The sequence below is a fragment of the Erythrobacter dokdonensis DSW-74 genome (assembly GCF_001677335.1).
Classification (GTDB): Bacteria; Pseudomonadota; Alphaproteobacteria; order Sphingomonadales; family Sphingomonadaceae; genus Erythrobacter; species Erythrobacter dokdonensis.
Map to the genome: position 1 here is coordinate 69,731 of NZ_LZYB01000003.1, position 25,970 is coordinate 95,700.

The 25,970-nt window shown below is 62.9% G+C and carries 29 protein-coding genes, 1 tRNA gene and 1 pseudogene; 12 read left to right on the forward strand and 19 right to left on the reverse strand.

What is annotated here, in order from left to right; genetic code table 11:
* The first annotated feature begins 96 nt into the window (after positions 1–96).
* Entirely contained in the window at positions 97–921 is an 825-nt protein-coding gene (locus tag I603_RS06815) for a helix-turn-helix domain-containing protein (protein ID WP_068863472.1), read from the forward strand.
* 14 nt (positions 922–935) lie between these two features.
* On the opposite strand, the gene I603_RS06820 is transcribed toward I603_RS06815, so the two are convergent.
* The gene (locus I603_RS06820) at positions 936–1,304 is read right to left on the reverse strand and encodes a hypothetical protein (protein WP_068863473.1); all 369 of its coding nucleotides are present in this window, start codon (positions 1,302–1,304) and stop codon (positions 936–938) included.
* Complete coding sequence (locus I603_RS06825) at positions 1,301–1,741, reverse strand: SRPBCC family protein (protein ID WP_143736684.1); 441 nt, start codon at positions 1,739–1,741, stop codon at positions 1,301–1,303. Before I603_RS06825 ends, I603_RS06820 begins: the two co-directional genes overlap by 4 nt.
* Before the next feature lie 34 nt (positions 1,742–1,775).
* On the opposite strand from I603_RS06825, the gene I603_RS06830 reads away from it, so the two are divergent.
* From I603_RS06830 to I603_RS06840, 4 genes are all read left to right on the forward strand, one after another.
* The gene (locus I603_RS06830) at positions 1,776–2,387 is read left to right on the forward strand and encodes a TetR/AcrR family transcriptional regulator (RefSeq protein WP_068863477.1); all 612 of its coding nucleotides are present in this window, start codon (positions 1,776–1,778) and stop codon (positions 2,385–2,387) included.
* Between the two features lie 268 nt (positions 2,388–2,655).
* The gene (locus tag I603_RS06835; RefSeq protein ID WP_068864097.1) at positions 2,656–3,087 is read left to right on the forward strand and encodes a T6SS immunity protein Tdi1 domain-containing protein; all 432 of its coding nucleotides are present in this window, start codon (positions 2,656–2,658) and stop codon (positions 3,085–3,087) included.
* Between the two features lie 361 nt (positions 3,088–3,448).
* Positions 3,449–4,465: a type IIL restriction-modification enzyme MmeI gene (locus tag I603_RS14785; protein WP_232305275.1), complete on the forward strand. Its 1,017-nt coding sequence runs from the start codon at positions 3,449–3,451 to the stop codon at positions 4,463–4,465.
* Between the two features lie 126 nt (positions 4,466–4,591).
* Positions 4,592–6,907, forward strand: coding sequence for a class I SAM-dependent DNA methyltransferase (locus I603_RS06840; RefSeq protein ID WP_232305277.1), 2,316 nt, complete (start codon positions 4,592–4,594; stop codon positions 6,905–6,907).
* A gap of 28 nt (positions 6,908–6,935) precedes the next feature.
* Here the strand turns inward: I603_RS06840 and I603_RS06845 are convergent, their stop codons facing one another.
* Complete coding sequence (locus I603_RS06845) at positions 6,936–7,754, reverse strand: hypothetical protein (protein WP_143736683.1); 819 nt, start codon at positions 7,752–7,754, stop codon at positions 6,936–6,938.
* Positions 7,755–8,262: 508 nt separating this feature from the next.
* Here I603_RS06845 and I603_RS14790 point away from each other — a divergent pair.
* A pseudogene (locus tag I603_RS14790) lies at positions 8,263–9,327 on the forward strand (recombinase family protein); the annotation flags it as partial.
* 36 nt (positions 9,328–9,363) lie between these two features.
* On the opposite strand, the gene I603_RS14795 reads toward I603_RS14790, so the two are convergent.
* On the reverse strand, positions 9,364–9,666 hold the full coding sequence (locus tag I603_RS14795; RefSeq protein ID WP_232305278.1) for a hypothetical protein: 303 nt from the start codon (positions 9,664–9,666) through the stop codon (positions 9,364–9,366).
* 185 nt (positions 9,667–9,851) lie between these two features.
* Positions 9,852–9,926 (reverse strand) — tRNA-Gly (locus I603_RS06865).
* Between the two features lie 252 nt (positions 9,927–10,178).
* Between I603_RS06865 and I603_RS06870 the strand changes: the two genes are divergently transcribed.
* Together I603_RS06870 and I603_RS06875 are read left to right on the forward strand one after the other, a co-directional pair.
* Positions 10,179–11,108, forward strand: a complete 930-nt coding sequence (locus tag I603_RS06870) for a tetratricopeptide repeat protein (RefSeq protein WP_068863488.1) — start codon at positions 10,179–10,181, stop codon at positions 11,106–11,108.
* A 5-nt stretch (positions 11,109–11,113) separates the two neighbouring features.
* Positions 11,114–11,725, forward strand: a complete 612-nt coding sequence (locus tag I603_RS06875; protein WP_068863489.1) for an LON peptidase substrate-binding domain-containing protein — start codon at positions 11,114–11,116, stop codon at positions 11,723–11,725.
* A 13-nt stretch (positions 11,726–11,738) separates the two neighbouring features.
* On the opposite strand, the gene I603_RS06880 is transcribed toward I603_RS06875, so the two are convergent.
* The 5 genes from I603_RS06880 to argB all read right to left on the reverse strand — a co-directional run bounded on the left by I603_RS06880 (position 11,739) and on the right by argB (position 15,319).
* A complete protein-coding gene (locus tag I603_RS06880; protein ID WP_068864098.1) occupies positions 11,739–12,362 on the reverse strand; it encodes a MarC family protein in 624 nt (207 codons plus the stop codon).
* Positions 12,363–12,375: 13 nt separating this feature from the next.
* Positions 12,376–13,140 (reverse strand): Cif family virulence factor, encoded by a 765-nt coding sequence (locus I603_RS06885; protein ID WP_068863491.1) that lies wholly within the window; start codon positions 13,138–13,140, stop codon positions 12,376–12,378.
* Positions 13,137–14,036: a bifunctional methylenetetrahydrofolate dehydrogenase/methenyltetrahydrofolate cyclohydrolase FolD gene (gene folD, locus I603_RS06890; RefSeq protein WP_068863493.1), complete on the reverse strand. Its 900-nt coding sequence runs from the start codon at positions 14,034–14,036 to the stop codon at positions 13,137–13,139. Before folD ends, I603_RS06885 begins: the two co-directional genes overlap by 4 nt.
* Positions 14,036–14,329, reverse strand: coding sequence for a YggT family protein (locus I603_RS06895; RefSeq protein ID WP_068863495.1), 294 nt, complete (start codon positions 14,327–14,329; stop codon positions 14,036–14,038). Before I603_RS06895 ends, folD begins: the two co-directional genes overlap by 1 nt.
* Before the next feature lie 108 nt (positions 14,330–14,437).
* On the reverse strand, positions 14,438–15,319 hold the full coding sequence (gene argB, locus I603_RS06900; RefSeq protein WP_068864101.1) for an acetylglutamate kinase: 882 nt from the start codon (positions 15,317–15,319) through the stop codon (positions 14,438–14,440).
* Positions 15,320–15,506: 187 nt separating this feature from the next.
* Between argB and I603_RS14495 the strand changes: the two genes are divergently transcribed.
* Positions 15,507–15,656 carry a hypothetical protein gene (locus I603_RS14495; RefSeq protein WP_158093629.1) on the forward strand — a complete coding sequence of 50 codons (150 nt, stop codon included), beginning with the start codon at positions 15,507–15,509 and terminating at the stop codon, positions 15,654–15,656.
* Positions 15,657–15,742: 86 nt separating this feature from the next.
* Here the strand turns inward: I603_RS14495 and I603_RS06905 are convergent, their stop codons facing one another.
* Positions 15,743–16,000, reverse strand: a complete 258-nt coding sequence (locus tag I603_RS06905; RefSeq protein WP_068863496.1) for a YdcH family protein — start codon at positions 15,998–16,000, stop codon at positions 15,743–15,745.
* Positions 16,001–16,121: 121 nt separating this feature from the next.
* On the opposite strand from I603_RS06905, the gene I603_RS06910 reads away from it, so the two are divergent.
* Positions 16,122–16,577, forward strand: a complete 456-nt coding sequence (locus I603_RS06910; RefSeq protein ID WP_084439948.1) for a thermonuclease family protein — start codon at positions 16,122–16,124, stop codon at positions 16,575–16,577.
* 15 nt (positions 16,578–16,592) lie between these two features.
* Here I603_RS06910 and I603_RS06915 read toward each other — a convergent pair whose 3' ends face one another.
* On the reverse strand, positions 16,593–17,498 hold the full coding sequence (locus I603_RS06915) for a sulfotransferase domain-containing protein (RefSeq protein WP_086621740.1): 906 nt from the start codon (positions 17,496–17,498) through the stop codon (positions 16,593–16,595).
* A 546-nt stretch (positions 17,499–18,044) separates the two neighbouring features.
* Here I603_RS06915 and I603_RS14250 point away from each other — a divergent pair.
* Both I603_RS14250 and I603_RS06920 read left to right on the forward strand, forming a co-directional pair.
* Complete coding sequence (locus I603_RS14250; RefSeq protein WP_086621737.1) at positions 18,045–18,551, forward strand: DUF488 domain-containing protein; 507 nt, start codon at positions 18,045–18,047, stop codon at positions 18,549–18,551.
* Positions 18,517–19,281, forward strand: coding sequence for a hypothetical protein (locus tag I603_RS06920; protein WP_143736682.1), 765 nt, complete (start codon positions 18,517–18,519; stop codon positions 19,279–19,281). Before I603_RS14250 ends, I603_RS06920 begins: the two co-directional genes overlap by 35 nt.
* A gap of 3 nt (positions 19,282–19,284) precedes the next feature.
* Here I603_RS06920 and I603_RS06925 read toward each other — a convergent pair whose 3' ends face one another.
* From I603_RS06925 to I603_RS06955, 7 genes are all read right to left on the reverse strand, one after another.
* Positions 19,285–20,331 carry a ribonucleotide-diphosphate reductase subunit beta gene (locus I603_RS06925; RefSeq protein ID WP_068863501.1) on the reverse strand — a complete coding sequence of 349 codons (1,047 nt, stop codon included), beginning with the start codon at positions 20,329–20,331 and terminating at the stop codon, positions 19,285–19,287.
* A 79-nt stretch (positions 20,332–20,410) separates the two neighbouring features.
* Entirely contained in the window at positions 20,411–20,596 is a 186-nt protein-coding gene (locus I603_RS06930; protein WP_143736681.1) for a hypothetical protein, read from the reverse strand.
* Between the two features lie 44 nt (positions 20,597–20,640).
* Positions 20,641–20,988, reverse strand: a complete 348-nt coding sequence (locus tag I603_RS06935) for a PilZ domain-containing protein (protein ID WP_084439949.1) — start codon at positions 20,986–20,988, stop codon at positions 20,641–20,643.
* A 10-nt stretch (positions 20,989–20,998) separates the two neighbouring features.
* Positions 20,999–23,020: a ribonucleoside-diphosphate reductase subunit alpha gene (locus I603_RS06940; protein WP_068863507.1), complete on the reverse strand. Its 2,022-nt coding sequence runs from the start codon at positions 23,018–23,020 to the stop codon at positions 20,999–21,001.
* Positions 23,021–23,513: 493 nt separating this feature from the next.
* The gene (locus I603_RS06945; protein ID WP_068863509.1) at positions 23,514–23,954 is read right to left on the reverse strand and encodes a host attachment family protein; all 441 of its coding nucleotides are present in this window, start codon (positions 23,952–23,954) and stop codon (positions 23,514–23,516) included.
* 111 nt (positions 23,955–24,065) lie between these two features.
* Positions 24,066–24,956, reverse strand: coding sequence for an alpha/beta fold hydrolase (locus I603_RS06950; RefSeq protein ID WP_068863511.1), 891 nt, complete (start codon positions 24,954–24,956; stop codon positions 24,066–24,068).
* A 34-nt stretch (positions 24,957–24,990) separates the two neighbouring features.
* The gene (locus I603_RS06955) at positions 24,991–25,917 is read right to left on the reverse strand and encodes a TraB/GumN family protein (protein WP_068863512.1); all 927 of its coding nucleotides are present in this window, start codon (positions 25,915–25,917) and stop codon (positions 24,991–24,993) included.
* Positions 25,918–25,970 lie beyond the last annotated feature (53 nt).

Below are 25,970 nucleotides of genomic sequence, written 5' to 3' on the forward strand. Positions count from 1 at the left end.
GGTTTATGGGGCCTTGCCGGGCAAGGGTATTTCACGATCCGGCAATGTCCGATCCGGCGCGGCTGACTTCACGGAAAACCGGGCTAGACTGGTGACATGACAGCGCAGCGCTTTCCGACCCGCATTCTGGACGGGACCACCATCGAACGGCTTCGCTTCGGCAAGGGCGACTATGTGCACCCGCCTTCGGGGCAGCTTGAACTGCGCGTGGTGCGGCGCGGATCCTCGCAGGCCGAGATCGATCTGGGCAGCGGCAGCCGGTCGGTCTTTACCCGGCCCGGCGACGTGCTGCTTTCGCTGCCGGACAAGGCGACCCGGTTCGGGATCGTCGATGATCGCGAAGTCTCGATCCTCGCCATCGCCGCTCCCAACGCGCTGACTTGGGTCAGGCAAGCGGGCGGCGTTGACCTTGAGGAGCTGTCGCCGCTGTCGCGCAAGCCCCTGCGGGCCCCGCTGATCGCCCGGCTGATCGACAGGCTTGAGAGCGAGGCCGATGGGCCCGAACCGATCAGCGAGGCGATCGTGCTCGTGATCCTCGCCGAAGCCTTGCGCATGGCGCGTCGGCTGCGGGCACGAGAGGGGGCAACCGTTCTGTCCCACGCCGAAATCCTCCGGATCATCGCCAAAGTCGAAGCCCAGTTGGAAAAGCCTGCGTCGGCTGACGAGCTGGCAGCCGAGGTGGGGGTATCGCGCCGCACCTTTGGCGCGATCTTCAAAGAGGCGACCGGCCTGCCGTTCCACCAATATGTCCTGCAATTGCGGGTCGAGCGGGCGGTCGAACTGCTGACAGAGAGCAATCTTCCGCTGCCGCAAGTTGCTCTCCGGTGCGGCTTTGCGCATCAGGCGCACATGAGCCGGATGGTCAGCCGGTTGAAGGGCGAGCCGCCTGGGGCAATCCGCAATCGCGGCCGCTCGGTCTAGGCAAGGGCCGCACGTCATCGCCATGCTGCCGCCAGAATGAAGGGCCAGATCAACACGATCGGGACAAAGGTGATCGCCGGCCCCCACGGTACCGCCTCGCCTGCACGCATCGCCGGAATGACAAAGCCCGCGAGCCAAGCCGACTTGTAGATCACTTGCAGCAGCAAGATTGCCACCATGGCCTGCGGCCGGAACAGGCCCGCCACCGAACACAGCAGGATCGCGCCCCACAGCGCTGCCACCAGCAGCTTCAGGCTGGCGATGTCGGGCGTGGCAGCCCCGAACACGCGATGGGCCGGACCGGTCAGCAACAGCGTGACGACCGGCGCAAGGATTGCGATATTGGCGCAATAGGCAAGACGTAGAGCGAGGTCGGCGGTCATTGCGGCCCACCCATCTCCGCCAGTGCGACAAGTCTCGTCAGCGTCGACGGCAAGGCGCGGCGGAAGCCGGGGCCGAGGATCGCCGACCATAGCGGCGCAAGCAACCCTTCGAACCAGACGGTGTGGCGGATCGTGACAGGGCACTCGCCGACCACCGCCCGGTCGACGATCAGCCGGGCGAGCGGCAGGCGGGTGGCGAAGCGGTAGGACCTTTGCGGCTGCCAGTTGATGATCGTGAAGCACGCCTCCGGCCCCGCCTGTGGCACGACCACGCCTTCCACACCGGGGCCAAGCGGCGTAGCGGCCCGCGCCTGTATTGGCCCCCCGTCCCATGCGCCCCAGGTGTCGGGATCGGTCCACAGGTGCCATATCGACGGCACCGATGCAGTTGTCGATTGTTCTGCTATGAACTGTCCGACGCGGCGAGCTTCATCCATGGAGTTAATATGAACGATATTCATTTTAATGGCAATGCCTGATCCAGCAATTTCTCAGGACCCGCCCCCGCGCCGCCGGCGCCGCTCGGACTCGGCTGCGCGCCGTGATGCCGCAATTCTGTCGGCAGCACGCGCGCGTTTCGCGGTGGAGGGGTTCGACGCCGCGAGCGTCGCGGATATCGCCCGCGATGCAGGCGTCGCGGTCGGTACCGTGTATCTGCGCTACTCCGACAAAGGGGCACTTCTCGCCGCCGTGCTTGAAGAAGCAGCGGGTGATTTCGTGGCAGCCATGGAGCGACCCGACATCCACGCCCGCCCGTGGGCCGAGCGGCTCGAGCCGATGTTTGCAGCCTTGCTGGCAGAAGCCGCACGCCATCCGGACCTTCCCGCGCTCATGCGGCTATCGATGCAACTGCCGCAAGATCCGGGTCATCTGAAGGTGCGCGCGGCAATCGAGCACTTCATGAGCGAAGGTCAGGCGGCAGGCGCGTTTCGGCAGGTCCCGGTCTGCCCCGCAGCAGCCATTGCCCACGGGATGGTGCAGGCAGCGATGCGCGAAGCCATGGCTGGTCAGACTCCGCCCCAAGTCCTCGCTGGCTTGCTCGCCGATGCTGCGCGTCGTTGGATGGTTGCTGATCATTTCTGAATACAGCGCTCCCTACCCTGCCGAACCGAATTCTCCCGATCCTTATCATTGAGTGCACCCAGAACGCCGCAAAGCAGGAAGCGGGCCCTTCACTCGAAATTGACCAATGATATCCGATATGGGGTCGCTTTCGGAATGGCGGGATTTTTCCAGCAGCCGGGGAAAGCCGCCATGCGGCTTTCGGGATCGCGCGTCGGCCCGGCTCATGGCAGGTCGTGGGTGGTTTTCGGACATTGCTCACAAGCGAAAAGCGTGCATTGTCCTCTCCATGCGTTCCATTGCCACTTCATGCTCAGACATTGATTGTTATCCTCTTTTGCAGGAGTGGCGCTGGCTCGTTCCTGACGATCATCGCCCCTTGATGGTCGGCGTATTTGGCGATTGGATCATGGGTGCTCCGGATGGTTCACTCTGGTCGCTAGAGCTTCTCGAAGGCAGCTACAGCCGAGTTGCTGACAATGCCGAAGAATTTAACCGCGCAAAATCGAACTCGGACAACCTCAATCTCTGGTTTATGGCGGAGTGGGCCGAAATCGCTGAGAGACACGGTCTCGTGCCATCGGCAGACCAATGCCTCGGATGGAAGGTTCACCCGATGCTCGGAGGCAAATTCGAAGCTGGTAACATTCAAGTGTTTTCGCTGAGGGTCTATCAATCGCTCATGGGTCAACTGTTCCGGCAATTGCGGCAATCAAGCTAACGACCGCTATGGGGTCGCTTGCTGAATGGCAGAAATTTTCCGGAAGCGGGGCAAAGCCGCCATCAGTGGCCTGACCTCAGCGGTGACGGCTGTCGACCCAAAGCCGGTCGTTCACGACCATCAATCTGAGCGTCCGCTATGGCCAAAAGTCGCCTCGCGGACACATAGGGTCGAGCTCGGAACGCGCTGGTGGCTGCAGCTCGGTTGAAGGTACTGCCTCGCCCCATTCTCAGTCGATCAGGATAGATGCGAACACGATCCATCGGGAAGGCGATCCCAGCATCTGATTTCATATCCAGCGAAAATCGCCAACAAACTGACCAAGTTGCCAGTCGTCTGCCCCTGTGCTTTACCACGGGCAATGACCAGCCCTGCCGACATCGACGCGTTTATCAGCGAATGGCGCGGCACCGGCGGCAGCGAACTCGCCAACACCCAGTCCTTCATCAACGGCCTGGCCCGGCTCCTCGGCGTCGATCCCCCGCGCGGCGCGAAGGCTGACGACACCGCGAATGACTACGTCTTCGAACGCCGCGTCTTTCAGGACAATGGTGACGGCACCACCAGCTTCGGCCGGATCGACTGCTACAAGCGCGGCTGCTTCATCCTCGAAGCCAAGCAGGGCAGCGAGGCGGACCGGGCTGCTGCCGACATGGGCGAGGACGATCTCGACATCTTCGGCCAGACCGCCAAGACCCGCGTCGCCCGCGGCACCGCCCGGCGCGGCACGCCCGGGTGGGCGAAGGCAATGGTACAGGCCAAGGGCCAGGCCGAACGCTACGCCAAGGCGCTCCCCATCGATCATGGCTGGCCGCCGTTCCTGCTCGTCGCCGACATTGGCTATTGCATCGAGGTCTATGCCGATTTCACCGGCACCGGCAAAGCCTACGCCCAGTTCCCCGACCGGGCGCGCTACCGGATCATGCTGGAGGACCTGCGCGACGAGGATGTGCGCGATCGCCTGCGCGCCATCTGGACCGATCCCAAAAGCCTCGATCCCACCGCCCGCGCCGCCCGCGTCACCCGCGACATTGCCGATCTGCTCGCCACCGTCGCCCGCCGGCTAGAAAAGCGTGGATATGATGCCGAGACCACCAGCGGCTTCCTCATGCGCGTGCTGTTCACGATGTTCGCCGAGGACAGCAAGCTGATCCCCGAGGGTAGCTTCACCCAGCTCCTCAAGAACCAGCGCGCCCACCCGGAACATCTCGAACACCAGCTTTCCGCGCTGTGGGCGGCGATGGACAAGGGCGAGTTCTCGCCCGCGCTCGGTGTGCCGCTCAGGAAGTTCAACGGCTACCTCTTCAAGGAACGCACCGCCCTGCCCCTCGATGCCGAGGAGCTGGAGGTGCTGATCCAGGCCGCCGAGCATGTCTGAACCGAGGTCGAGCCCGCGATCTTCGGCACCCTGCTCGAGCGCGCGCTCAATCCCAAGGAGCGGGCCAAGCTCGGCGCCCATTACACCCCGCGCGCCTATGTCGAGCGGCTGATCGGCCCGACCATTATGGAGCCGCTGCGCGCCGATTGGGATGGGGTGCGCGGGGCAGCCGCCACCCTGATCGAAGAGGGCAAGGCGGACGAGGCCAAGGCCTTTGTCGAGGCGTTCCATTCCCGGCTTGCCCAGACCCGGGTGCTCGATCCCGCCTGCGGCACCGGCAACTTCCTCTATGTCGCCATGGCGCGCATGAAGGAGCTGGAGGGCGAGGTGCTCGATCTGCTGGTCGAGCTGGGCGACGATCAGTACGTTGCCGAGCTCACCGGCCACACCATCACGCCCGAGAACTTCCTCGGCATCGAGATCAACCCGCGCGCCGCCGCAATTGCGCAGCTGGTGCTGTGGATCGGCTACCTGCAGTGGCATTTCCGCGTGAACGGCGCGGATCGCACCCCGCCCGAACCGATCCTGCGCGACGTCAAGACCATCGAAAACCGCGACGCCCTGATCGAGTGGGACGACAAGGTTGCGGAGCTGGACGATGCCGGAGAACCCGTCACCTGGTGGGACGGCGAGACGATGAAGGAGCACCCCGTCACCGGCAAGAAGGTGCCCGACGAGACGGCGCGGGTGGAGGTCTACCGCTATGTGAAGCCGCGCGCGGCGAAGTGGCCGAAGGCGGATTTCATTGTCGGCAACCCGCCATTTCATGGAGCAAGGACGGTCAGAGCTACGAATCCGGTCGGCTATATCGAAGCAGTTCGGCAGGTGTACGACATCGTCCCCGAAAACGCCGACTTCGTGATGTTCTGGTGGCACAAGGCGGCAATCGCTACGGCGAACGCCTCAACAGTTCGCTTGGGCTTCATCACCACCAAAAGCATCACTCAATCGTTTTCTCGGGCGGTCATGGCGAGTCACATGGCTGATAAACGTCGAGTTTCAATCGTTTTTGCCATTCCCAATCACCCGTGGATCGATGAAGCGGACGGTGCTGACGTAAGGGTTGCGTTCACGGTTGCTGCATCGGGCAAGCAAACTGGACGGAAACTCGAAGTTTTGATCGAACGGCCCATAGCTGACGGGGCATTCGAAGTTGAGTTCGCCGAAACTCATGGGCTCATCAATCCCAGCCTCAGAACGGAAGTTGACCTTCAAGAAGCAAAGACACTTCGAGCTAACTCAGACGTCTCGTCTGTCGGATTTCAACTGACTGGGAAAGGCTTCGTAGTTGGCGAAGAGCTAATCTCGGAACTCAGCGACGCAGAGCGGCAATCTTTTGTTTTCTCTTTGCTCGGCGCTCGCGAAATCGTGCAAACGCGCCTTCAGCGGCGTGTCATCGACGTCTGTGAAGTCGTGAGCGAGGCTGACTTAAGGAGAGCCTCTCCCACGATTTATCAGCACCTTGTGAACTCCGTGAAACCAGAGCGCGACGTAAATGCGCGAAAATCCGTTCGCGAGAAGTGGTGGGTTTATGGCGAAGCAAGGAACACATTTCGGCCTGCCCTCAAAGGACTGGCGAGCCAGATCGTAACTCCCCTCACTGCCAAGCATCGAGTATTTGTCGTCGAACCGGTGTCGACGCGTGCTGATAGCACGTGTGTGTGCATCGCATTAGACGACCACTATTTTCTCGGCATTCTCAGCAGCCGTATCCATCTCGTTTGGGCACTCGCGAATGGTGGGCGACTGGGTGTGGGCGACGACCCACGCTATTTGAAAGGCGAATGCTTCGATCCCTTCCCCTTCCCCGGTGACGTTCCCGAACCGCTCAAGGACAAAATCCGAGCCGAGGCTGAGGCACTCGACGCGCTGCGCAAGCGGGTGCTTGAAAGCCATGAGGACCTGACCCTCACCAAGCTCTACAACGTGCTCGAAGCCCTGCGGGAGGGCCGCCCGCTGACCGATGCCGAGCGCGACATGCATGATCGCGGGCTCGTCACCCTGATCCGCCAGCACCACGACGCCATCGATGCGCTGGTCGCTGAAGCCTATGGCTGGCCCGCTGACCTGTCCGACGAGGAAATCCTCACCCGCCTCGTCGCCCTCAACAAGGAGCGCGCCGCCGAGGAAGCCCGCGGCCTGATCCGCTGGCTGCGACCCGAATATCAGGCACCGGACTACAAGGCCCCCGTCACCCAAACGCTCGACCTCGGCGAAACCGCCGCCGCGCTGCCCGACAACGTCATCCCCTGGCCCGGCTCGCTCCCCGAACAGGTCAGTGCCGTACAATCGATCCTCACCGCCGCCGCCACGCCGCTTGCGCCACAAGACGTCGCACGAGCCTTCAAGGGCAAACGCGCCGCCACCGTCCGCCCAGTGCTGGACGCCCTCGCGGGCATCGGCATGGCAAGGCGGCTGAAGGACGGGCGGTATGCGGCGTGAGCCGTCATCAGCGTCTGTCCGAAGTCGTTTATCGCATCTTGTATCGGCGTCTCCAAACGGACCCGGCTAACGTCATCGGCGTAAGTTGGGCCGGTCTACGTTCATGGCTAGGTTGAGTGCACAGAACAGCCAAACACCCCACTAACACGATCGCCGTCAAGGTCAGCTGCCCGGGAGAATCGTAATCTACCAACCCAACCATCGCTGCCAGAACAATTGTGACCGCGGCAAGAATGGGGCGCCTAGGTGCAGGAGGATTGCCATTCTTCATTTCCACTACGGACAATTCTGAAGGCTCTCCTACCCAATCGGCAGCAGGCAATAGCAGCGAATTCTCAAAACCAGCCAGGAACTGAGCCTTTGCGAATGCAGGACGCAACGATGCGAACAGGCTGACGAACTTCGCCTCGTCAGCATCATTGCTGGACGATCGCGCCTCGTGCAACAGCGCAATCATCGCCTCGAGATGGTGAAACGTCAGTTCAACTTCCCGATATGGATTCCGCAAATTGTCAGGGGAGTCGGTCAGCCTTGCAAGGTATGCCTTCTCCCTGGTGATGCGTGAATTCCATTCGGCCAATTGCTCGGCCGACACATCGCGGCTTTGGATGAGGCGCCACATTGGCGATGCAATGTAATGGATCGAGCCGGGCACCTTCGATTCGGCCAATGCGAGGGCGGCCGCTGCTGATGGATCGTCGCTAAGCCACTGCGGTGCATTGGCTGCTTTTTCGTATCTCGCGAAAGCATCAGCCCAAGCCGGACGCTCAAGAATTTCCCTTGCGAAGGACCGACCGTCTGTGACTCCCGTCACACGGACGAGGTGCGCGACCCAGAAACTTGCCACTGTTCGGTTGATTGGGCCCTCTCGTGGACGCCCCCGATTTCCCATTGCGGCCAAGCCTCCCGAATTATTTCACGAAAATCCCGAATTTCATTTTGTTGAATCGCCCGAATCTTTCGTTCCAAATCAGCGCATAACACGACGCAACTTGGCGGAACAATATGCAGAGCGGTAGTCATGATAACCTCGGGCAGCACCACTTGCTCCAACAATATGGGCCACTGGTCGGCGGCAGTGATCTGGTCCAGGTTCTGGGGTTCAAGAACACGGCGGCCATGCGTCAGGCTCGGCGCCGAGGCCGGATAGCGGTTCGCACATTTAGGATCGCCGGTCGGCAGGGCCTCTTTGCCCTAACGGTAGATGTGGCAGCGTGGCTCTCTGAGGTGGCTGGCGGCGACAACCTGATCGAAGCGAGTACAGATGATGCTTGAACCAGAGCTCATCGACCTGGCCAAGTTGCTTGCGCAAGCTGCGGCGCGGCGGGAGAATGACCAGAACCACGGAGGCGGTCATGAGAACGGTACTATACGCGCGATACAGCGACGACCTTCAAAATCCAAAGTCAGTTGAAGATCAACTCGCTGAACTTCGAGACCGTTGCAAACGCGAGGGGTGGACCATCGTCCACGAGTATTGGGACGAAAGGAAGCGCGGTTCAGCAGGCCTCGGCAAGGAAGCTCGGCCCGGAATGCACGCTCTATTGGACCGGATCTCCGAAGGAGACATCGATCAGATTCTGGTCGAAGCAACCGATCGACTTGCTCGTCATTCAGGCGACTCCGGAAAGATTCGTGAGATTGCTGACGTCCATGGGACGGTGATTTCAACCCTATCGGGCGGACCCGTGGGTGACCTGGAATTCTACCTAAAGGGCTGGATCGACGCCGATTTTTCCAAACAGCTGGGGGCCAAGGTAACGCGCGGTCAAAAGGGGGCGGTTCGCGACGGCCGGGCACCAGCGGGCGTGCCATACGGATATCGCAATTGCCATCGAGCGGGCGACGATGGTCGGATCAGGCTGGGTATTCGAGAGATAATTGAAGAGCAGGCCCAGATCTTGCGCAGGATATACCAAGAGTATGCGGACGGGATGAGTCCCAATCAGATCGCTCGGAGGCTAAACAACGAGAATGTCGTGGGACCTCGAAATGGCGTCTGGAAGGCAAATTCAATTTCCGGCGATCACAAGAGGAAAAATGGAATCCTGCAAAACCGAATGTACATTGGCGACCTCATTTATGGGCGCTCAAGGAAGGTGCGCGATCCAAAGACAAGAAAAACTCTGATCAAACCTGTCCCCGAGGAAGAGTGGACGATCTGCCACTCTGAACATTGGCGGATTATTCCCCAACCGCTCTGGGACGCGGTCCAGGCTCGCAGGGAGCTTTACAGCGGTCGAAGCTTCTCACGTCAGCAACGACCCAAACGACTCCTGTCAGGCCTCGCGGTTTGCGGTTGCTGCGGTTCTCAATGGATCGTGGTCGGGAAAGAGCGATGGGGCTGCTCGTCAAACCGCAATGGCCGAGGCTGTATCAACAAGGGGACAATTACGACGTCCCAGTTCGAAGCCCGGGTTTTGAACGGCCTGCAGCAGCGCATGCTCGACCCGGCCCTAGTGGCGGTTTTCGTCAAAGAATACCATGCCACCGCGGCCCAGAGGAACTCCGAACACAACCGCCACCGGGCAGGCTTGGAGAGCAAGCTCGCGGCTGCGACACAGAAGATCGAGCGTTTGGTCGAAGCTATCGCGAATGGCGGTGCAGAGTTCGTCGAAGTTAAGCAGGCCCTCATCGAGGCAAAAGAGCGCCGCGTTCTGCTGGAGCGCGAATTGGCCGAGTTGGAAGCGCTGCCGGCCGTGACACTTCATCCGCGTATCGCTGACACCTACCGAGCAGAAGTGCAGAAGCTGGCGCAAGCCTTGACAAGTGACGAGGATACGACGCTACATGCCCGAAGGATCATCCGCAGCCTGATTGATCAGGTCATAGTCACACCCCGTGAAGCGGAGCGCGGGGTGAATATCGAGGTTTCCGGCAGACTTGCCTCTATCCTCGCGCTCGCCACTGGCGAGGAAGTACCGGTCAGCTTGTATGCTGCCGGTGGAGCGGGCGAAGGGATTCGAACCCTCGACCCCAACCTTGGCAAGGTTGTGCTCTACCCCTGAGCTACGCCCGCTCACTGGCGTTGACAGATCCCGCGAAGGCGCGGTTCCTGCCGGAGAGGCGGCGCGATTAGCAGCGCCCCCCGCCCGCTGCAAGCGTAAAATGCGCCCGTCCTGCCGGTGCATAACCGGTGCGCGCCAGGGGTTGATTGGCCTGCCTCAAAAGGCCAGCACAAATCCGTGCTTCACATCCGCACAAGATGCCCCACATTGGGGCGAGACGGCACCCGCCACAAGACGACGACAGGAGCATAGCCTTGGCCAGCATGGGACTGAGCATTGACGAACAGAAGGCGGTCGACCGCTTCCGCAAGACGGTGGTGGAACCCTCGCAGACGAAGCTCGTCATCCTCGATTTCTGGGCCGAATGGTGCGGGCCGTGCAAGGCGCTCACCCCGGTGCTGGAGAAGGTCGCCGGCGAATATGCCGACAAGGGCGTGGTGCTCGCCAAGGTCAATGTCGACGAGGAACAATTCATCGCCGCGCAGTTCCAGGTGCGCTCGATCCCTACGGTCTATGCCATGTTCCAGGGGCAGCCGGTCGCTGATCTTACGAATGCCCGCAGCGAATCGCAGTTGAAGCAGGTGCTCGACCAGCTGCTCGCGCAATTGCCGGTGCAGGCTGGGACCGAAGGCAGCTCCGCGCCTGAAGGCCCCTCGCCCCAGGAACTGGCGCAGTATGTGAAGATGGGCGAGGATGCGCTCGCCGGCGGCGATCCGCAGCGTGCCGCAGGCATCTTCTCGCAGATTACCGAATTCGCGCCCGACAATGCTCCGGCCCATTCAGGCCTCGTGCGGGCGCTGGTGCAGATGGGCGAGACCGATCAGGCGCGTCAGGTGATGGACGTGATCGAAAGCGATCCGCGGCTTGCCACCGATCCCGCGATTGCCGCCGCCCGCAGCGCAATCGAACTGGCAGGCACACGTGTCGATGACGGCGAGCTTGCCGCCCTGCGTGCCGCCGCAGCCGCCGCACCCGGCGACATGGACGCGCAATTCGCCTATGCCGAAGCTGCCTTTGCGGCAGGAGATCGTGATGCCGCCGCCGACACGCTGCTGGCAATGGTCGCCGCTGACCGTGAGTGGCAAGAGGGCGCCGCGCGGACCAAGTTGCTCAAGATCTTCGAGGCTACCGGCCTCGAGGACGAATGGGTGGTCGCAACTCGCCGCCGCCTGTCGAAGATCCTGTTCGGCTGAAACCGATGGCCCGTCGCCTCTCGATCTTTCCTCTGACCGGCGCGGTGCTGTTCCCCGGATTGCAGCTGCCGCTCCATATCTTCGAACCGCGCTATCGCGCGCTGGTCGGCGATGCGCTGATTCGTGACCGCCAGATCGCGATGGTCCAGCCGCAGCGTCCGGTCGAAGGCGCGCCGCTTTACCGCGTCGGCTGCGTCGGACGGATCGGCGAGATCCAGGCCATGGATGACGGGCGCTACAACCTCATTCTCGAAGGGGTCGCCCGCTTCCGGCTGGTGCGCGAGCTCGACGTCACCACCGCCTTCCGCCAGATCGAGGCTGAAATCTACGACGAGGATGAGGATGAAACCCTTACCCATGCCCAGCGCGGGGGATTCGAGCGCGAGGCGCGGCGTTTTGCCGAGAACCAGGGCTACAGCGTCGACTGGGACTCGGTAGAGCGGCTTGATGATCGCACGCTGATCAACGGGGTCTCGCAGATTGCGCCCTTCGATCCGGCCAGCAAGCAGGCGCTGCTCGAAGCCGAGACGCTCAATGAGCGCTGTGAATTGCTGGTCCAGCTGATGCAGTTCTACGGCCGCCACGACGGCGGCGAGGAAATCGTGACGCTGCAATAGGCCGGTCAGGCGGTCAGATCGCGAAGCTGCCCTTCAGCCCGTCGATCACGTATTGTGCTGCCAGCGCCGCCAGTAGCACGCCTAGCAGCCGGGTAATGACCGCTTCCACCTTGTCGCCCAGCAGGCGGATCAGCGGGCCTGCCGCTACCAGTGCAGCAGCGGTGATGACCAGCACGGCGGCGAGTGCGGCGAGCACTTCGGCCATCTCGCTCCAGCCCTTGGCTTCGTTCATCAGCAGCATGACAGCGGCAATCGCTCCCGGCCCGGCGAGCATCGGCATGGCCATCGGGAATACCGAGACATCCTCGATTTCCGGTGTGGCAGCGATTTTCTCGGCGCGTTCCTCGCGGCGCTGGGTGCGCTTTTCAAACACCATGTCGAAGGCGATGAAAAACAGCATCAGCCCGCCCGCGATGCGGAACGAGTTGAGTTCGATATGCAACGCGCCCAGCAATTGCTGGCCGAAAAGCGCGAAGATCAGCAGGATAATCGCGGCGATGAACGTGGCGCGAAGGGCCATGTTGCGAGCCTGCGCGGAGGATGCGCCCTTGGTCAGCCCGGCATAGATCGGCGCACAGCCGGGCGGATCGATCACCACGAACAGGGTGACGAAGGCGGACAGGAACAACTCGGTCAGGATCATCGCCGCGTCACATCGCGCCTGCAGGCACCAGACTTTGCTCGAAAGCGGTCAGCCAGCGGCCCTCGTAGAAATAATCGGCAGCAGCATAGCGGGTGCCGTCGTCGCGCTGTTCCCAACGCCAGCGCAGCGTCCCGTCACGCGACAGGCGGGCATCGGCCTTGCCATCCTCGCCGATCGGGATCGCTGGCGGTGGCGGTACCTCATCCCCGCGCGGGCAGGACGCGACCAGGCCGAGCACCGCGTCGATCGACGTGACGACGATGTCCCCGTCCTCGACCGGCTTCCTCGGGGGCGGCTGCGGCACATCGGGGCCGCCGACATCGTAGACATAGCGGTACTGGCCATCGCCCTGCCGTTCCCAGACGGTCACGAAATTGCCCACTGTCCCATCCGGGTCGCGATAGCGCCCTTGGCTGACCGCTACGGCGCCGTCGCAGCTGATCGCCACCGCGCGCGGTTCCCACTGCACGGCTTCTGCGGGATCGGCCTCTCCGGCAATGTACGTATCCAGCGGCACCGGGCCGGTTGGCGTGTGCAGTATCGCACCGGGCGCTGCGAACTGCCTGAAGGCGGTCCACTGGCCCTGCTCGCGCGCGGCACGGGCGAAGGCAATCTCGGTGCTGACGATCCTGCTCGGCTGCGCCTCTCCCGGCGCGCCGGTCAGCACACGGTTGATTACCGATGGTGGCGGCCCCTTGGGGCGCGGGCTGCCGCAGCCGGCAAGGCTCGTGGCGAGCGTTGCCGCGACCAGCAGGGCCGCAGCGCGTTTCACAGGCCCCCGGGTGCGGGTTGTCCCGCATGGGCATGGGCCGCGACCAGCGTGTTCCTCAGCAGCACTGCGATGGTCATCGGTCCGACCCCGCCCGGCACCGGGGTGATGGCGCCCGCCACATCGCGCGCCTCGGCGAAAGCGACATCGCCCACCAGCTTGCCTTTCTCCTTGCCCGGCTCGGGCGGGAGGCGGTTGATGCCGACGTCGATCACGGTCGCACCCGGCTTGATCCAGTCGCCCCGCACCATTTCGGGGCGGCCAACAGCGGCGACCACGATATCCGCGCGGCGCACCACATCAGCAAGATTTTTCGTCCGGCTATGCGCAAGGGTCACGGTCGCGTTGGCATCGGTGAGCAGCTGCGCCATCGGCTTGCCGACGATGTTCGAGCGGCCGATGACCACCGCATCCAGCCCCGAAAGGTCATCGCCCAGCCGGTCTTTCAGCAGCATGATGCAGCCCAGCGGCGTGCAGGGGACGAAGCCCGCCTGCCCCACTGCGAGCCGCCCTGCGTTGCTGATATGGAAGCCGTCCACGTCCTTGTCCGGGTTGATCGCGGCGATGATGGCCTGTTCGTCGAGATGGGCGGGCAGAGGGAGCTGAACGAGAATGCCGTCCACCGCCTCGTCCTGATTGAGCCGCTCGATCAGCGAGAGCAGGGCCGCCTCGCTGGTGTCCGCAGGCAGGCGATGCTCGAAGCTGGCCATCCCGGCGGCCTCGCAGGCCTTGCCCTTGGCCCCGACATAGACCTGACTGGCCGGATCATCGCCCACCAGAACCACTGCAAGGCCCGGCTTGCGCCCGGTGGCCTGGGCAAAAGCGGCGGCAGCCTCGCCGACACGGGCGCGCAGGTCTTCGGCAAAGGCCTTGCCGTCGATCAGTGCGGCTGTGGCCATCAATAGCCCCCCGACACGCCGATCAGTACCCGCGTGAGGATCTGCAAGCCGAGGATCAGCACGAGCGGTGAGAAATCGATCGCACCGGTATTGGGCATGATGTTGCGGATCGGGCGCAGCACCGGTTCGAGCAGGCGATTGATCGATTCATAGACCTGTCTCAGGAATTCGTTGCTCGGGCTGACCACGTTGAAGGCGAACAGCAGCCCGATCACGAACTGGATGATGATCAGCATTACCAACACGTTGGTAAGCATCACGAGAATGTCGACGAGTACAGCCAGTCCTTGCATTTTGGTCTGTTTCCATTGCCGGGGCCGCGGAGAACGCGCCCTGTGAAGTCCCTTGCGAAGCGTATTAGCCTGTTAATACGCCCGGCGCCATATCTGTGTTCCCGATGGTTACGCGGCGCGCACCAGCGTGCCTGCCCCGCGCGCGGTGAAGAATTCCAGCAGCATCGCGTGGCCCACCCGTCCGTCGAGCACCACCGCCGCCTCGCAACCGGATTCGACGGCGCTGATGCAGGTTTCGAGCTTGGGCACCATCCCGCCGCGGATTACGCCGTCCTCGCGCAGCTTGGCGATCGCCTGCGGAGTAAGGTCGGTCAGCAGCTTGCCTTCGCCATCCAGCACGCCCGCCACGTCGGTCAGCAGGAACAGCCGCGCCGCGCCCAGCGCCGCCGCGATGGCTCCCGCCATGGTGTCGGCGTTGATGTTGTAGGTGGCGCCGTCCTCACCCGGTGCGATGGGGGCTATTACAGGGATCATCCCTGCTGCCACGGCCGTATCGATCACCGACGTATCGACCAATGCCGGCTCGCCGACGAAGCCCAGATCCACCACCTGCTCGATATTGCTGTCGGGATCACGGGTGGTGCGCGTGACCTTGCGTGCCGTCACGAGGCCGCCGTCCTTGCCGGAAATGCCGATCGCCTTGCCCCCCGCGCCCGCGATCCAGCCGACCAGTTCCTTGTTGATCGCGCCCGACAGCACCATTTCGGCAATCTGCGCCGTGGCTGCATCGGTGACTCGCAAGCCGTCGACGAAGGTGCTCTCCACCCCGAGCCTGCTAAGCATTTGTCCGATCTGCGGCCCGCCGCCATGGACTACCACCGGGTTGATCCCGACCGCCTTCAGCAGGACGATATCCTCGGCAAAGTCGCGCGCGGCTTCGGCGTCACCCATGGCGTGGCCACCATATTTCACCACGAAGGTGCGTCCCGCGTAACGCTGGAAATAGGGCAGTGCCTCGATCAGCACCTCGGCTTTGGCGAGATCGGGCATCGGGCTGCTGGAGGCGTCGGGCTTGGTCTGGGTCACGGGCGTCGGTCCTCTTGCCAGCATCGGGCAGATGGCAATGCCGCGCCCCTAGCGGCTTGTGCGCGCAGTGCAAGGTGGCTTGGTTCCGGCGCTAATCCGAAATTAGGCATTTCTCCCTTAGAATGATAGTCTCCAGCCGAGAGGTATGACCATGTCTGACAAGGACACAGATCACGACAGCGCGGCCGAAGGTCGCCGCAAGGGCGATCGGCGGCAAGGCCAGCAGCCTTACGACGGTCCCGATCGCCGCAAGAACGAGCGGCGTTCGGGTGATGACCGCCGCGCGAAGCCGCGTCACTGAAGCCCGGTCACCGAAACCCCAGCCTCGCAAGACAGGTTGCGGGCAGCGCATCGCCTCATGAGCCGCCCGCACAAGCTTGCTGTCTGTCAGGCCGCGCCTTCGCGTTCCTGATCAAGCATCGCCGCAATCTCGTCGAGCAGGTGCAGCCTTTCGCGCTTGAGCGCCTCGAGCCGCTCGTCGCTCGCCGCTTCGATTTCGGCCGAGATGCGATGGATCTCGCGGTTCACCTCGTGATGGCGCTCGGCCAGCCGCATAAAGTGGGAATTGGTGAGCTTCAGGCGGTGGAGCGTTTCGGCATCCTGCGGAAACTCGTCGTGCAATTCGTGCGGCGTATGTGCGGACATGATCGTCTCCCTTGCTGTTCGCCCTGAGCCTTAGGGCCGCCGCACCCCCGCGTATTTGCGCTGCATCAATTTAAGGGAACCTTCAGGAGATTTCGTGGATTCTGGTGTCCGGGATCTGCCGATGCGTATCATTCTTCCTCTCGTTTTCGCCGCCTTTGCCGCGCTGCTGCTGGTCTCCTGGCCCGCCGGAGAGCCCGTTGCGGCCCAGAGCGCGTCCGACGGCGAGCGTGCCCTGTTCCCCGTCTGCGGCGGCGGGCGGCGCGTCACCTGCGTGGTCGACGGCGACACCATCTGGTACCGCGGCGCCAAGATCCGCATCGCCGACATCGACACGCCCGAGGTCAACCAGCCCGCCTGCCAGCGCGAGGCCGCGCTGGGCCGCCGCGCCACCGAGCGGCTGCGCGAGCTGCTCAACGCCGGGGCCTTCACCCTCGAGCCCCCGCCCTCGGGCCGCACCCGCGACCGCTTCGGCCGCGAACTGCGCGTGATCAAGCGCGGCGGCCAGAGCCTCGGCCAGGTGCTGGTGAGCGAGGGCCTGGCATCGCGCTGGGGCGGCCAGAAACGCCGCTGGTGCTGACGGCTCCGTGCACGCCTAGTCCTCCAGTGTGGCGGCGAGGTTGGCAAAATCGGGATGGCCGGTGACCGGCAGCACCCGCTGCGCCCACATCGCGTCGATCTGTGCCGCGATCGCCGGCGGGATCACGCCCGCATCACTGCCGACCGCCTGCACCTTGGTCGAATCCGCATCATCGGGAATCCCAAGCCGCTCCTCCATCGCGCGGCAGATCATCCCGTCGTCGAACCGGTCGTGGTGCGCGTGCATGAATTCGCGGCTGGTCATCTCCTCGACCAGCGCCGCCTGCTCCGCGTCCAGTTCCAGCCCGAGGAACGCCGCCATCCGCGCGATCATCGCCGCGCGGTTCTTCGCCGCCCAGCGATAGCTGGCGAGCAGCGTGTCGGGCGCGTCGCGACGCGCATACCAGCTGAGAAGGTGGGTGAAATAATCGCACCCGCCCGGCCCGCCGCCGAGCCACAGCGGCCAGAATTCCTCCAGCGACATGCTCCCCCGTTCGATATGCCAGCCGTCGAAGAAGCGGAAGAAGGAGACATAGGTTTCCTTCGGATCGCGCAGGGTGACGATATAGCGCCCGCCCGCCGGCAGGTTCTCGTAGGCCTGGTGCGATTTGAACCCGCGCGGGGCCGCCCGCTGGGGCATTTTCATGTCGAGATCGACCATCATCGCGGTGTCTTCCCACGGGGTCATGCGGCTGATGTCGTCGAAATCCATGTCGCCCGCACCGGTCGCGGCCACCATCCGGATCTGGTGGAACATCTGCTGCATCAGCGTGGTGCCGCTTTTCGCCCAGGAGGTGATGAAGACATCCCCCGGCTGCGGTTCGAGCGGGCGGTAATGCACCTGCGGCGCGGAGGCATGGAGCGCCCCCATGTTGATGCCCAGTTCTTCCAGATTGCGCGCACGGCGCCCCAATCCCGTCATTTGCATTCCCCCCTTCGCTTGCGCGCCCCGGGAGGTGGTGTGGCACGGCGCGGGGGCGAGGGGAAGGGGCGGGCGCGCGCGCTTGACAAACTTGACACCCTGTCAAGTAACGCGCTGGCCGGTTTTGCCCATGAGTTTCGAGGGTTACGGACGATCCGGCGGGATGCTTGTCACGGGAAGGGGGCTTTGAAAGCGTGTTTTTGCGGGCAGGGCCAGCGCCGGAGAGCAGCGCGGCGGGGTGCGCGGAAGCGACGGGGCGCAAGAGATGCGTCACGCGGGCGAGGGTAAGGCGCGGCGGGGGCGGTAGGAAAGGGGGGACTGGGCCATCCAGAGGGTAGGCGGTCTTGCCGGCCTTCCCTTTTCCCGCCGCCCCGGACTTGATCCGGGGTCCCGCTGTCTTTGCTACGGTTGAGGAAGAAGCGGGGTCCCGGGTCAAGCCCGGGAAGGCGAGGGATGTGTTGCTGCGGGGACTCACTTTACTCCGCAATAACCACGTTCGGGCCAAAAGTGCTTGATGTTGTGCCATGCGAAGCTGACAGAGGGCAAATGTTGTTCACGATTGGATATGAGCGTTCAAGCCTCTCGGATTTTGTGGCGACATTGCAAATGTCGGGCATCGAGGTCTTAGCTGACATACGTGATCGAGCGCAATCACGGCGACCGGGTTTCTCGAAGTCTGCTCTCTCTGAAGCGCTGAGCAAGGCAAACATTCAATACGTCCACCTCAAGGAGCTTGGCGATCCGAAGGCGGGGCGAGAAGCTGCAAGGCGAGGCGACTTTGTTGAGTTTCGCCGCGTCTTTTCTAACGTGATGGCGTCAGACGAAGCCAAATCAGCAGTCCTTCGTCTCGCAGAAATGTTGAAAGATTCCAATGTCTGCTTGATGTGTTACGAGCGAGATGTGAAGACCTGCCATAGGAAGATTGTCTCAGACAATCTCAAGGAGCGAACGGGTACAACCGTGAAGCATCTGGGAGTGGCAGATGGCGCAAGTGTCAGGCCCAATGTCCGACGAGTGCATGATACTCATCAAGGCGCAGCCGCACCGCTCTAGCAAATACACCGAAACAGTTTGCTGCGCAGGAGTTGGGCGCGACAGAAAGTGGCGCAGGCAGTATCCTGTACCCTTTCGGATTTTGCACGAAGACCAACAGTTCAAGCGTTGGCAATGGATCAAGTACGATTTTGTGCCTCCTGCGGGCACGGATCCACGTCATGAGAGCCAGCGAGTCCTGCAAGAGACTCTTGTCTCAACGTCTATCATGAAAAGAGAAGAGCGCGCTCATTTCCTCGCGCCCCTTGTCAGGTCATCGACCGAAGAGGCGGATGCAAATCGGGACTCCCTTGCGTTGGTCAGGCCGAAAAGAATTGTCCTGCGCGCTCACGACAAACCCAAGGATGATCTCGAGTACGAAACTCGGGAACACAAAAAGTTAGCTGATCAGGGTTCGCTATTCGCAATGGACCGACAGGTGAAGCCGTTCACCCCTTGCAGAAAGCGCTTCACGCTCGATTGGGTGGATGTGAATTCTAAGTCACACACTCATGTATGTGATGATTGGGAGACGGTTACAGCGTTTGAGCGCTTTGATCGTTTATACGGAGAAGAGCGCGCGCTCCGCGAACTCCGCCAAAAATATGAGCAACAATACTTTGACGCAGGACTAGTGCTTGGCTTCAGCACCCATAGCCGTCGAAATATTGAATACGGATCGAGAAATCAGTGGCTTTTGGTTGGCCTCATCCGTTTAGATGAGACCAACCAAGCTCAAATGATGTTCTAATCCCTACTCCGCAGCCTCAACCCCAAACAGCCCGGCCTCTTCCTCCACCGCGCCGCCTTCGTTCGCCGCGCGCGCCTTCTGGCGCTTGTCGAAGCTCGACCACACGTCGTTCCAGTTGCCGCGCGTTGCGCCCTTCGAATATTCCGTCGCGCGGGTTTCGAAGAAGTTGGCGTGTTCGACGCCGTTGAGCAGCGGGGCGAGCCAGGGCAGGGGGTGGTCCTCGATCAGGTAGATCGGCTGCAGGCCCAGCTGCTTCAGGCGCCAGTCGGCGATGTAGCGGATGTAGCGCTTGATCTCCTTGGCGCTCATCCCGTCCACGGGGCCGAGTTCGAAGGCGAGGTCGATGAAGTTGTCCTCCAGCCGCACCGTCTTCTGGCATATGTCGATCAGGTCCTCCTTCACCGCCTTGGTGAGGCACTGGCGTTCCTCGCAGAAGGTGTGGAACAGCTTGATGATGCCCTCGCAGTGGAGGCTTTCATCGCGCACCGACCAGCTGACGATCTGGCCCATGCCCTTCATCTTGTTGAAGCGCGGGAAGTTCATCAGCATCGCGAAGGAAGCGAACAGCTGCAGCCCCTCGGTAAAGCCGCCGAAGGTTGCCAGCGTGCGGGCAATGTCTTCATCCGTGTCGACGCCGAACTGCTGCAGGAAGTCGTGCTTGTCCTTCATCTCCTCGTATTCGAGGAAGGCGCTGTATTCGGTTTCGGGCATCCCGATCGTGTCGAGCAGGTGCGAATAGGCCGCGATGTGCACCGTCTCCATGTTGGAGAAGGCGGCGAGCATCATCTTGACTTCCGTAGGCTTGAACACCCGCCCGTAGTTTTCGTGATAGCAGTTCTGCACCTCGACATCGGCCTGGGTGAAGAAGCGGAAGATCTGGGTGAGCAGGTTGCGCTCGTGATCGGAGATCTTCTGCGCCCAGTCGCGGCAATCCTCGCCCAGCGGGACTTCCTCCGGCATCCAGTGGATCTGCTGCTGGCGCTTCCAGAAATCATAGGCCCAGGGATACTGGAACGGCTTGTAGGTGGAGCGGGCTTCGAGCAGCGACATCGGCGGGTTCCTTCGGTTGGATGTCTTCACAGGGCCAATATAGGCGTTGTTCAGTTACGGTGCGAGAGCGCAGGCGGATTCAGGGGTCGTAGGCGGCGATGATGTAGAGGCAGAACGGCACGAACATCGAAACCATCGCGAGATGGATCATCGCCGCGTTGCGCAGGTGGCCCGGCCGGTTGCGGCGCAGCTCGCGGATCGCGGTGAACAGGAACACGGCGCACACCACGAGGCCGAAAATTCCCATTCCGAACGGCAGACTCATCACCTTCTCCCTTCCTGCTCCTGTGTGGCCGGAGCGGGCCATGATCAGATCAGCCGTCGTACCGGCAAGGCACTGCGGTCTTCCGCGAAAGCTGCCTGCGCGCCGTGCCAGTCCGAGGCGGCCAGCAGCTGGAACACCCGCACCGGCAGCGGCCGGGCGAATTCGATCCCGACCCGCGATCCCTGCCGCCACGCCACCTCGGCCATGTGCGGTCCGGTGCCGGCGACATAGAGCCGGACGAACTCGCCCAGCCGCAGGTGCCCGCGCGGATCGTCAAGCCGGCAGCCGCCTTCCGACAGGTCCGCCAGCTCGATATCCCACTGCATACCGCGCGACGTCCGGCATGATCCGGTCGCGGTCGTCGGGATGCGTGAGGACCGGCGAGAGCGCATGGCGTGTCGTTCACTGGCAGCTCAGGCATTCCTCGTAGTCGGTCTGCTCGCCCCCGGCGCTGAGCTCGATCCGGGGGGCTTCGGGCGTGTTGTCCGCCTCCACCCCGCCGACGAAACCGGCGCGCTGCACCGACTTGGAACGCAGGTAATAGAGCGACTTGATGCCCTTCTCCCACGCCTGAAAGTGCAGCATCATCAGGTCCCACTTGTCGACATCGGCCGGGATGAAGAGGTTCAGCGACTGGGCCTGGTCGATATAGGGCGTGCGGTCGGCCGCGAATTCGAGCAGCCAGCGCTGGTCGATCTCGAAGCTGGTCTTGAAGGTGGCCTTTTCCTCAGCAGTGAGGAAATCGAGGTGCTGCACGCTGCCGCCACGTTCAAGGATCGAGTTCCAGACGTTGGTCGAGTTCTTCGCCTTCTTCTCCAGCAGCTTCTCCAGATAGGGGTTCTTGACGATGAAGCTGCCCGACAGGGTCTTGTGAGTGTAGATATTGGCCGGGATCGGCTCGATGCAGGCAGAGGTGCCGCCGCAGATGATGCTGATCGAGGCGGTCGGCGCGATCGCCATCTTGCAGCTGAAGCGCTCCATCGCGCCCATGTCGGCCGCATCGGGGCAAGGGCCCCGCTCTTGCGCCAGCAACATCGAGGCTTCCGAGGCCTTGGCATTGATGTGCTTGAACATCTTGAGGTTCACGGCCTTGGCCATCGCGCTTTCCATCGCGATGCCCTTCATCTGCAGATAGGAGTGGAAGCCCATCACCCCGAGCCCGACCGAACGCTCGCGCGCGGCGGAATACTTGGCGCGACCCATCTCGTCCGGCGCCCGGTCGATATAGTCCTGCAGCACGTTGTCGAGGAAGCGCATCACGTCCTCGATGAACTGCTTGTCGCCCTGCCATTCCTCCCAGGTTTCGAGGTTGAGCGAGGACAGGCAGCACACCGCCGTGCGATCATTGCCGAGGTGGTCAATGCCGGTCGGCAGGGTGATTTCCGAGCACAGGTTCGAGGTCGAGACCTTGAGGCCCAGGTCGCGGTGATGCTTGGGCATCATGCGGTTCACGGTATCGGCGAAGATGATGTAGGGTTCGCCCGTGGCCAGCCGGGTCTCGACCAGCTTCTGGAACAGCGACCGCGCATCGACTTTCCCGCGCACGCTCCCGTCCTTGGGCGATTTCAGCTCGAACTCGGCCCCGTCGCGCACCGCGTTCATGAATTCGTCCGTCACCAGCACGCCGTGGTGCAGGTTCAGCGCCTTGCGGTTGAAGTCGCCCGAAGGCTTGCGGATTTCGAGGAACTCCTCGATCTCCGGGTGCGAGATGTCGAGATAGCACGCGGCCGAGCCGCGCCGCAGGGACCCTTGCGAGATCGCCAGCGTCAGGCTGTCCATCACCCGCACGAAGGGGATGATGCCGGAAGTCTTGCCGTTGAGGCCCACCGGCTCGCCGATCCCGCGGACATTGCCCCAATAGGTGCCGATCCCGCCGCCCTTGGAAGCCAGCCAGACGTTCTCGTTCCAGGTGCCGACGATGCCTTCGAGGCTGTCCGACACCGAATTGAGGTAGCACGAGATGGGGAGGCCGCGGTTGGTGCCGCCGTTCGACAGCACCGGGGTGGCGGGCATGAACCACAGGTTCGAGATATAGTCGTAAAGCCGCTGGGCGTGGTCCTGATCATCGGCATAGGCATCCGCGACGCGGGCAAACAGGTCCTGATAGCTCTCGCCGGGCAGCAGGTAACGATCGGTCAGGGTTTCCTTGCCGAATTCCGTCAGGTTCGCATCGCGCGCAGCATCAGTGCGAATCGTGAAGCGCCGGTCGTTGACCTTCTTGCTGTCGGGCGCGGCCGCTGCCTTCGCCGCCTCGACCATGGCATTGCCGAGCGCCTCGGTCGCCTTGGCCGCGATCAGCGCGTCGGACCCCCCATCGCTCGTCTTCATGGTCACCGCCTTGTTTTCCTTCACCGGTGCCGCAGCACCCACTTCGCCATCATTCAGCACTTCGCCCGTCACGCCATCGCCTGCCTTGAATTCCATCGCTTGCCCCAATCTGTCCCCCGAATCAGCACAGGGCACAAGACCTGTGTTCTGATTCTGTTCTATACAGGACGATCCACAGCTCCGCCAACAGGATGTCCCCAGGGGGGTCCACAGGCCGCTCTGCTTTCGCCTCCCGATCCGCTCCGGAAAGCCCTTGCCTTGCAGCGACTCCGCCCCCTTTTGCCCTTGCGGGCCCTGCCGGGGAGTCACCAATGCTTGGGGGTCCGCTTCGAACCGAACCACTAGATACTGAATCAGGCGCGGAGTCCCGTCAACGGGCGATTAACCCTTAAATCGCCGCGCCCGGCCCGATCACGGGATGTGACAGAGCCGCGACGCGTGGAGCAAGCTTGAGTCGCGCGGCTGACAAGCCCCAAATTGAATCTGTGAAGAAAAATTTGGTGATTGAATCATGTGAATCAACGCGTGAATCTTTTGCACGCGAATGCGCATGATTGTTGCGCGATCCGGGCCTGCGAGCGGCGCGGGATCAGTGGGCGGCGAGTGCCGCCACGATGTCGTCGGTGGTATGGTCGGCCAGATCCTTGTCGATCTCGGCCACCAGCCGCTGTTCGGTCGCGCGGCCATAATGTCCGCGCATCTCGCCGAGGGTGCGCGGCGCGGCGATGACCACGATGCCCGCTTCGGGGTGGGCTTGTGCCGTCTCTTCAAGCAACTCGGCTGCATGGCGCGCAAAGGCATCTTCGCTTTGCTGGTGCCAGTCGGTCTCGTCATAGCTGCTGCGCTTGTCGCCGACTCGCGAGAAGCTGCGACCCGGCCTGTCGGTTCCCTGCTCGGCAGTGGCAGGATTGTCCTGCCGCGCGTGTTCGAGCGTTTCGAGGACGGCGTATTTCTCGTCCCCCTCGTTACGGAAGAGGAGCAGCTTTGCTCCGTCGGCCACCATTACCAGCGTGCCATGCGCGATTTTCATGTGCTTGCCCTCCAAGGCTAAGCGACCCGATTCTCATACGCCTGCCGCGTTCGCGACTTTGCGCAGAATAGCAGACGAAGGGCATTTTGACAGCCGCATCGGGAAAGCGCGCTAGCCGCCCCTCGCGTGAGCCACGATCTCTCCAGTCACGCGCGGGATCAGCGGCGCGGGGATATCGTGGCCCCAGCCCGGTATCGTCACCAGCCGTGCGCCTGAAATGTGCCGCGCGGTGTCCTCGCCCGCTTCGAGCTTGACCAGCGGATCATCCTCGCCGTGCAGCACCAGGGTCGGCACGCGCACATCGGCGAGTCGCGCGCGGCGGCAGCCGTCGTCGATGATTGCGGCAAGCTGGCGCGGGAGCCCTGCCGGATAGACGGAGCGGCGGATGTTGCGCAGCACCCGCTCGCGCTGGGCCTCGGGATCGAAGGGAAAGCCCGGACTGCCGATATTCTTCGCCACATTGAGCCCGTGGGCGACGAGGCTTTCCTCGTCCATGCTCTTGAGCGGCGCGATCAGCGCGTCCATCGCGTGCTTTTCGGCCTGGGGCAGCTTGCCGTTGCCGGTGGTGGACATGATCGAGGTCATGCTCAGCAGGCGGTGGCCGTGATGCACCGCCATCAGCTGTGCAATCATGCCCCCCATCGAGGCACCGACCACGTGCGCCGCGTCGATCTCCAGCGCATCCAGCACTCCGATCCCGTCATGCGCCATATCGGTCAGCGTGTAGGGCACGCGTGCCGGAAAGCCGATCTTCTTGCGCAGCACCTGCATCGCCAGGCCTGGTGCGCGCGCGCCCTCCATCTTCTGGCTGAGGCCGATATCGCGGTTGTCGTAGCGTATGACCCGGAAACCCTCGCCCACCAGCGCATCGACGAACTCATCGGGCCACAAGGTCAGCTGTGCGCCGAGGCCCATCACCAGCAGGATCACCTCGTGCGCGGGGTCGCCGTGGTCCTCGTAGAAGATCTCGATACCGGTATTGGGGGTGGTGACGGTTGGCATTGGCGCGGGCTTCCTCTCTCTAGGCCCCGCATGGTCACTTCCACGCGGGTCCTGCAATATCGAAGCCGCGCGCGTCCAATTGGTCAAGCACTCCGCCGTCCTCTGCCAACACCCGCAAGGGAACAACCGCCAGCGTGGTGCCGGTGGCGGCACTGGCTTCGGAGATGCGATCGACCCAGATGCCGCGCAATTCGCTACCGAGCAGATCGTCGGCCCATGGCCAGCACTGGCCCAGCGCTACTTCGAGCGGGTTCGCCATCACCGCCGGGATCGCGTAGCGCCGCCAATCGGCCCCGCGCTGTTCGACGATCTCCGGCCCGGCCTCGACCGCGTCCATCGCGGCGATCATGCAGGGCACATGGGCAGAAGGCGGTGCTTCAGCGAGCGTGTCGAGCACATCCTCACCGCGCAGAGTGGCCGCGCGGGTCGTCGGCACCTTGGCCTTGTCGGCTGCCTTCCTGACGACGTCAGACGCATCGTCGGTGGTGTCGCGGTTGAAGCGCAGTCCCTTCCTCAGCATCTGGAACGCAGTGAGCAGGAAGCTCTGTCGCGCATAATCGTCCTTGTTCGCTTCGCCTATGGCCTGAAGCCGCGCCCATTCCCGGGGCGGGAGATAGTCGCTTGCCACAGTCTTGTCGGGCAGCTTGGTGAACTTGCTCCCCGAAAACATCAGCCGCAGCACATCGCCGGGCGAAACCTTGGGCCGCGCGCCGAGGATCACCCGGTCGGCCTCGGCGGTGGCTTCCCTCAAGCGGTCGGGCTGCCATGGGGTGGTTTCAGGGATAGCGCGAATCTCGCCGACGAGGATGATGGTGCCGCTGGGCGTGTCGATGACCCACATCGGCGCGCCCGAACGCTGGGCGGTGACGACGATGGAATTTTCGGACGGGGCGTTGTCTTGAGCGGCGAGGGGCGTGGCGGCCAGAGCGGCCAGACCCAGCATCAAGGCAGACTTCTTCATCGCAGGCATCCCTTCCCAGCCATCACCAGCGCGAAAGGCTAGTCAGTGCAAGA

Coding starts and splice junctions, on each gene's coding strand:
- I603_RS06815 (WP_068863472.1), top strand. CDS start 97: ATGACAGCGCAGCGCTTTCCGACCCGCATTCTGGACGGGACCACCATC.
- I603_RS06820 (WP_068863473.1), bottom strand. CDS start 1,304: ATGACCGCCGACCTCGCTCTACGTCTTGCCTATTGCGCCAATATCGCA.
- I603_RS06825 (WP_143736684.1), bottom strand. CDS start 1,741: ATGGATGAAGCTCGCCGCGTCGGACAGTTCATAGCAGAACAATCGACA.
- I603_RS06830 (WP_068863477.1), top strand. CDS start 1,776: ATGCCTGATCCAGCAATTTCTCAGGACCCGCCCCCGCGCCGCCGGCGC.
- I603_RS06835 (WP_068864097.1), top strand. CDS start 2,656: ATGCGTTCCATTGCCACTTCATGCTCAGACATTGATTGTTATCCTCTT.
- I603_RS14785 (WP_232305275.1), top strand. CDS start 3,449: ATGACCAGCCCTGCCGACATCGACGCGTTTATCAGCGAATGGCGCGGC.
- I603_RS06840 (WP_232305277.1), top strand. CDS start 4,592: ATGGAGCCGCTGCGCGCCGATTGGGATGGGGTGCGCGGGGCAGCCGCC.
- I603_RS06870 (WP_068863488.1), top strand. CDS start 10,179: ATGGGACTGAGCATTGACGAACAGAAGGCGGTCGACCGCTTCCGCAAG.
- I603_RS06875 (WP_068863489.1), top strand. CDS start 11,114: ATGGCCCGTCGCCTCTCGATCTTTCCTCTGACCGGCGCGGTGCTGTTC.
- folD (WP_068863493.1), bottom strand. CDS start 14,036: ATGGCCACAGCCGCACTGATCGACGGCAAGGCCTTTGCCGAAGACCTG.
- I603_RS06895 (WP_068863495.1), bottom strand. CDS start 14,329: ATGCAAGGACTGGCTGTACTCGTCGACATTCTCGTGATGCTTACCAAC.
- argB (WP_068864101.1), bottom strand. CDS start 15,319: ATGCCCGATCTCGCCAAAGCCGAGGTGCTGATCGAGGCACTGCCCTAT.
- I603_RS14495 (WP_158093629.1), top strand. CDS start 15,507: ATGTCTGACAAGGACACAGATCACGACAGCGCGGCCGAAGGTCGCCGC.
- I603_RS06905 (WP_068863496.1), bottom strand. CDS start 16,000: ATGTCCGCACATACGCCGCACGAATTGCACGACGAGTTTCCGCAGGAT.
- I603_RS06910 (WP_084439948.1), top strand. CDS start 16,122: ATGCGTATCATTCTTCCTCTCGTTTTCGCCGCCTTTGCCGCGCTGCTG.
- I603_RS06915 (WP_086621740.1), bottom strand. CDS start 17,498: ATGACGGGATTGGGGCGCCGTGCGCGCAATCTGGAAGAACTGGGCATC.
- I603_RS14250 (WP_086621737.1), top strand. CDS start 18,045: ATGTTGTTCACGATTGGATATGAGCGTTCAAGCCTCTCGGATTTTGTG.
- I603_RS06920 (WP_143736682.1), top strand. CDS start 18,517: ATGATACTCATCAAGGCGCAGCCGCACCGCTCTAGCAAATACACCGAA.
- I603_RS06925 (WP_068863501.1), bottom strand. CDS start 20,331: ATGTCGCTGCTCGAAGCCCGCTCCACCTACAAGCCGTTCCAGTATCCC.
- I603_RS06930 (WP_143736681.1), bottom strand. CDS start 20,596: ATGAGTCTGCCGTTCGGAATGGGAATTTTCGGCCTCGTGGTGTGCGCC.
- I603_RS06935 (WP_084439949.1), bottom strand. CDS start 20,988: ATGCGCTCTCGCCGGTCCTCACGCATCCCGACGACCGCGACCGGATCA.
- I603_RS06940 (WP_068863507.1), bottom strand. CDS start 23,020: ATGGAATTCAAGGCAGGCGATGGCGTGACGGGCGAAGTGCTGAATGAT.
- I603_RS06945 (WP_068863509.1), bottom strand. CDS start 23,954: ATGAAAATCGCGCATGGCACGCTGGTAATGGTGGCCGACGGAGCAAAG.
- I603_RS06950 (WP_068863511.1), bottom strand. CDS start 24,956: ATGCCAACCGTCACCACCCCCAATACCGGTATCGAGATCTTCTACGAG.
- I603_RS06955 (WP_068863512.1), bottom strand. CDS start 25,917: ATGAAGAAGTCTGCCTTGATGCTGGGTCTGGCCGCTCTGGCCGCCACG.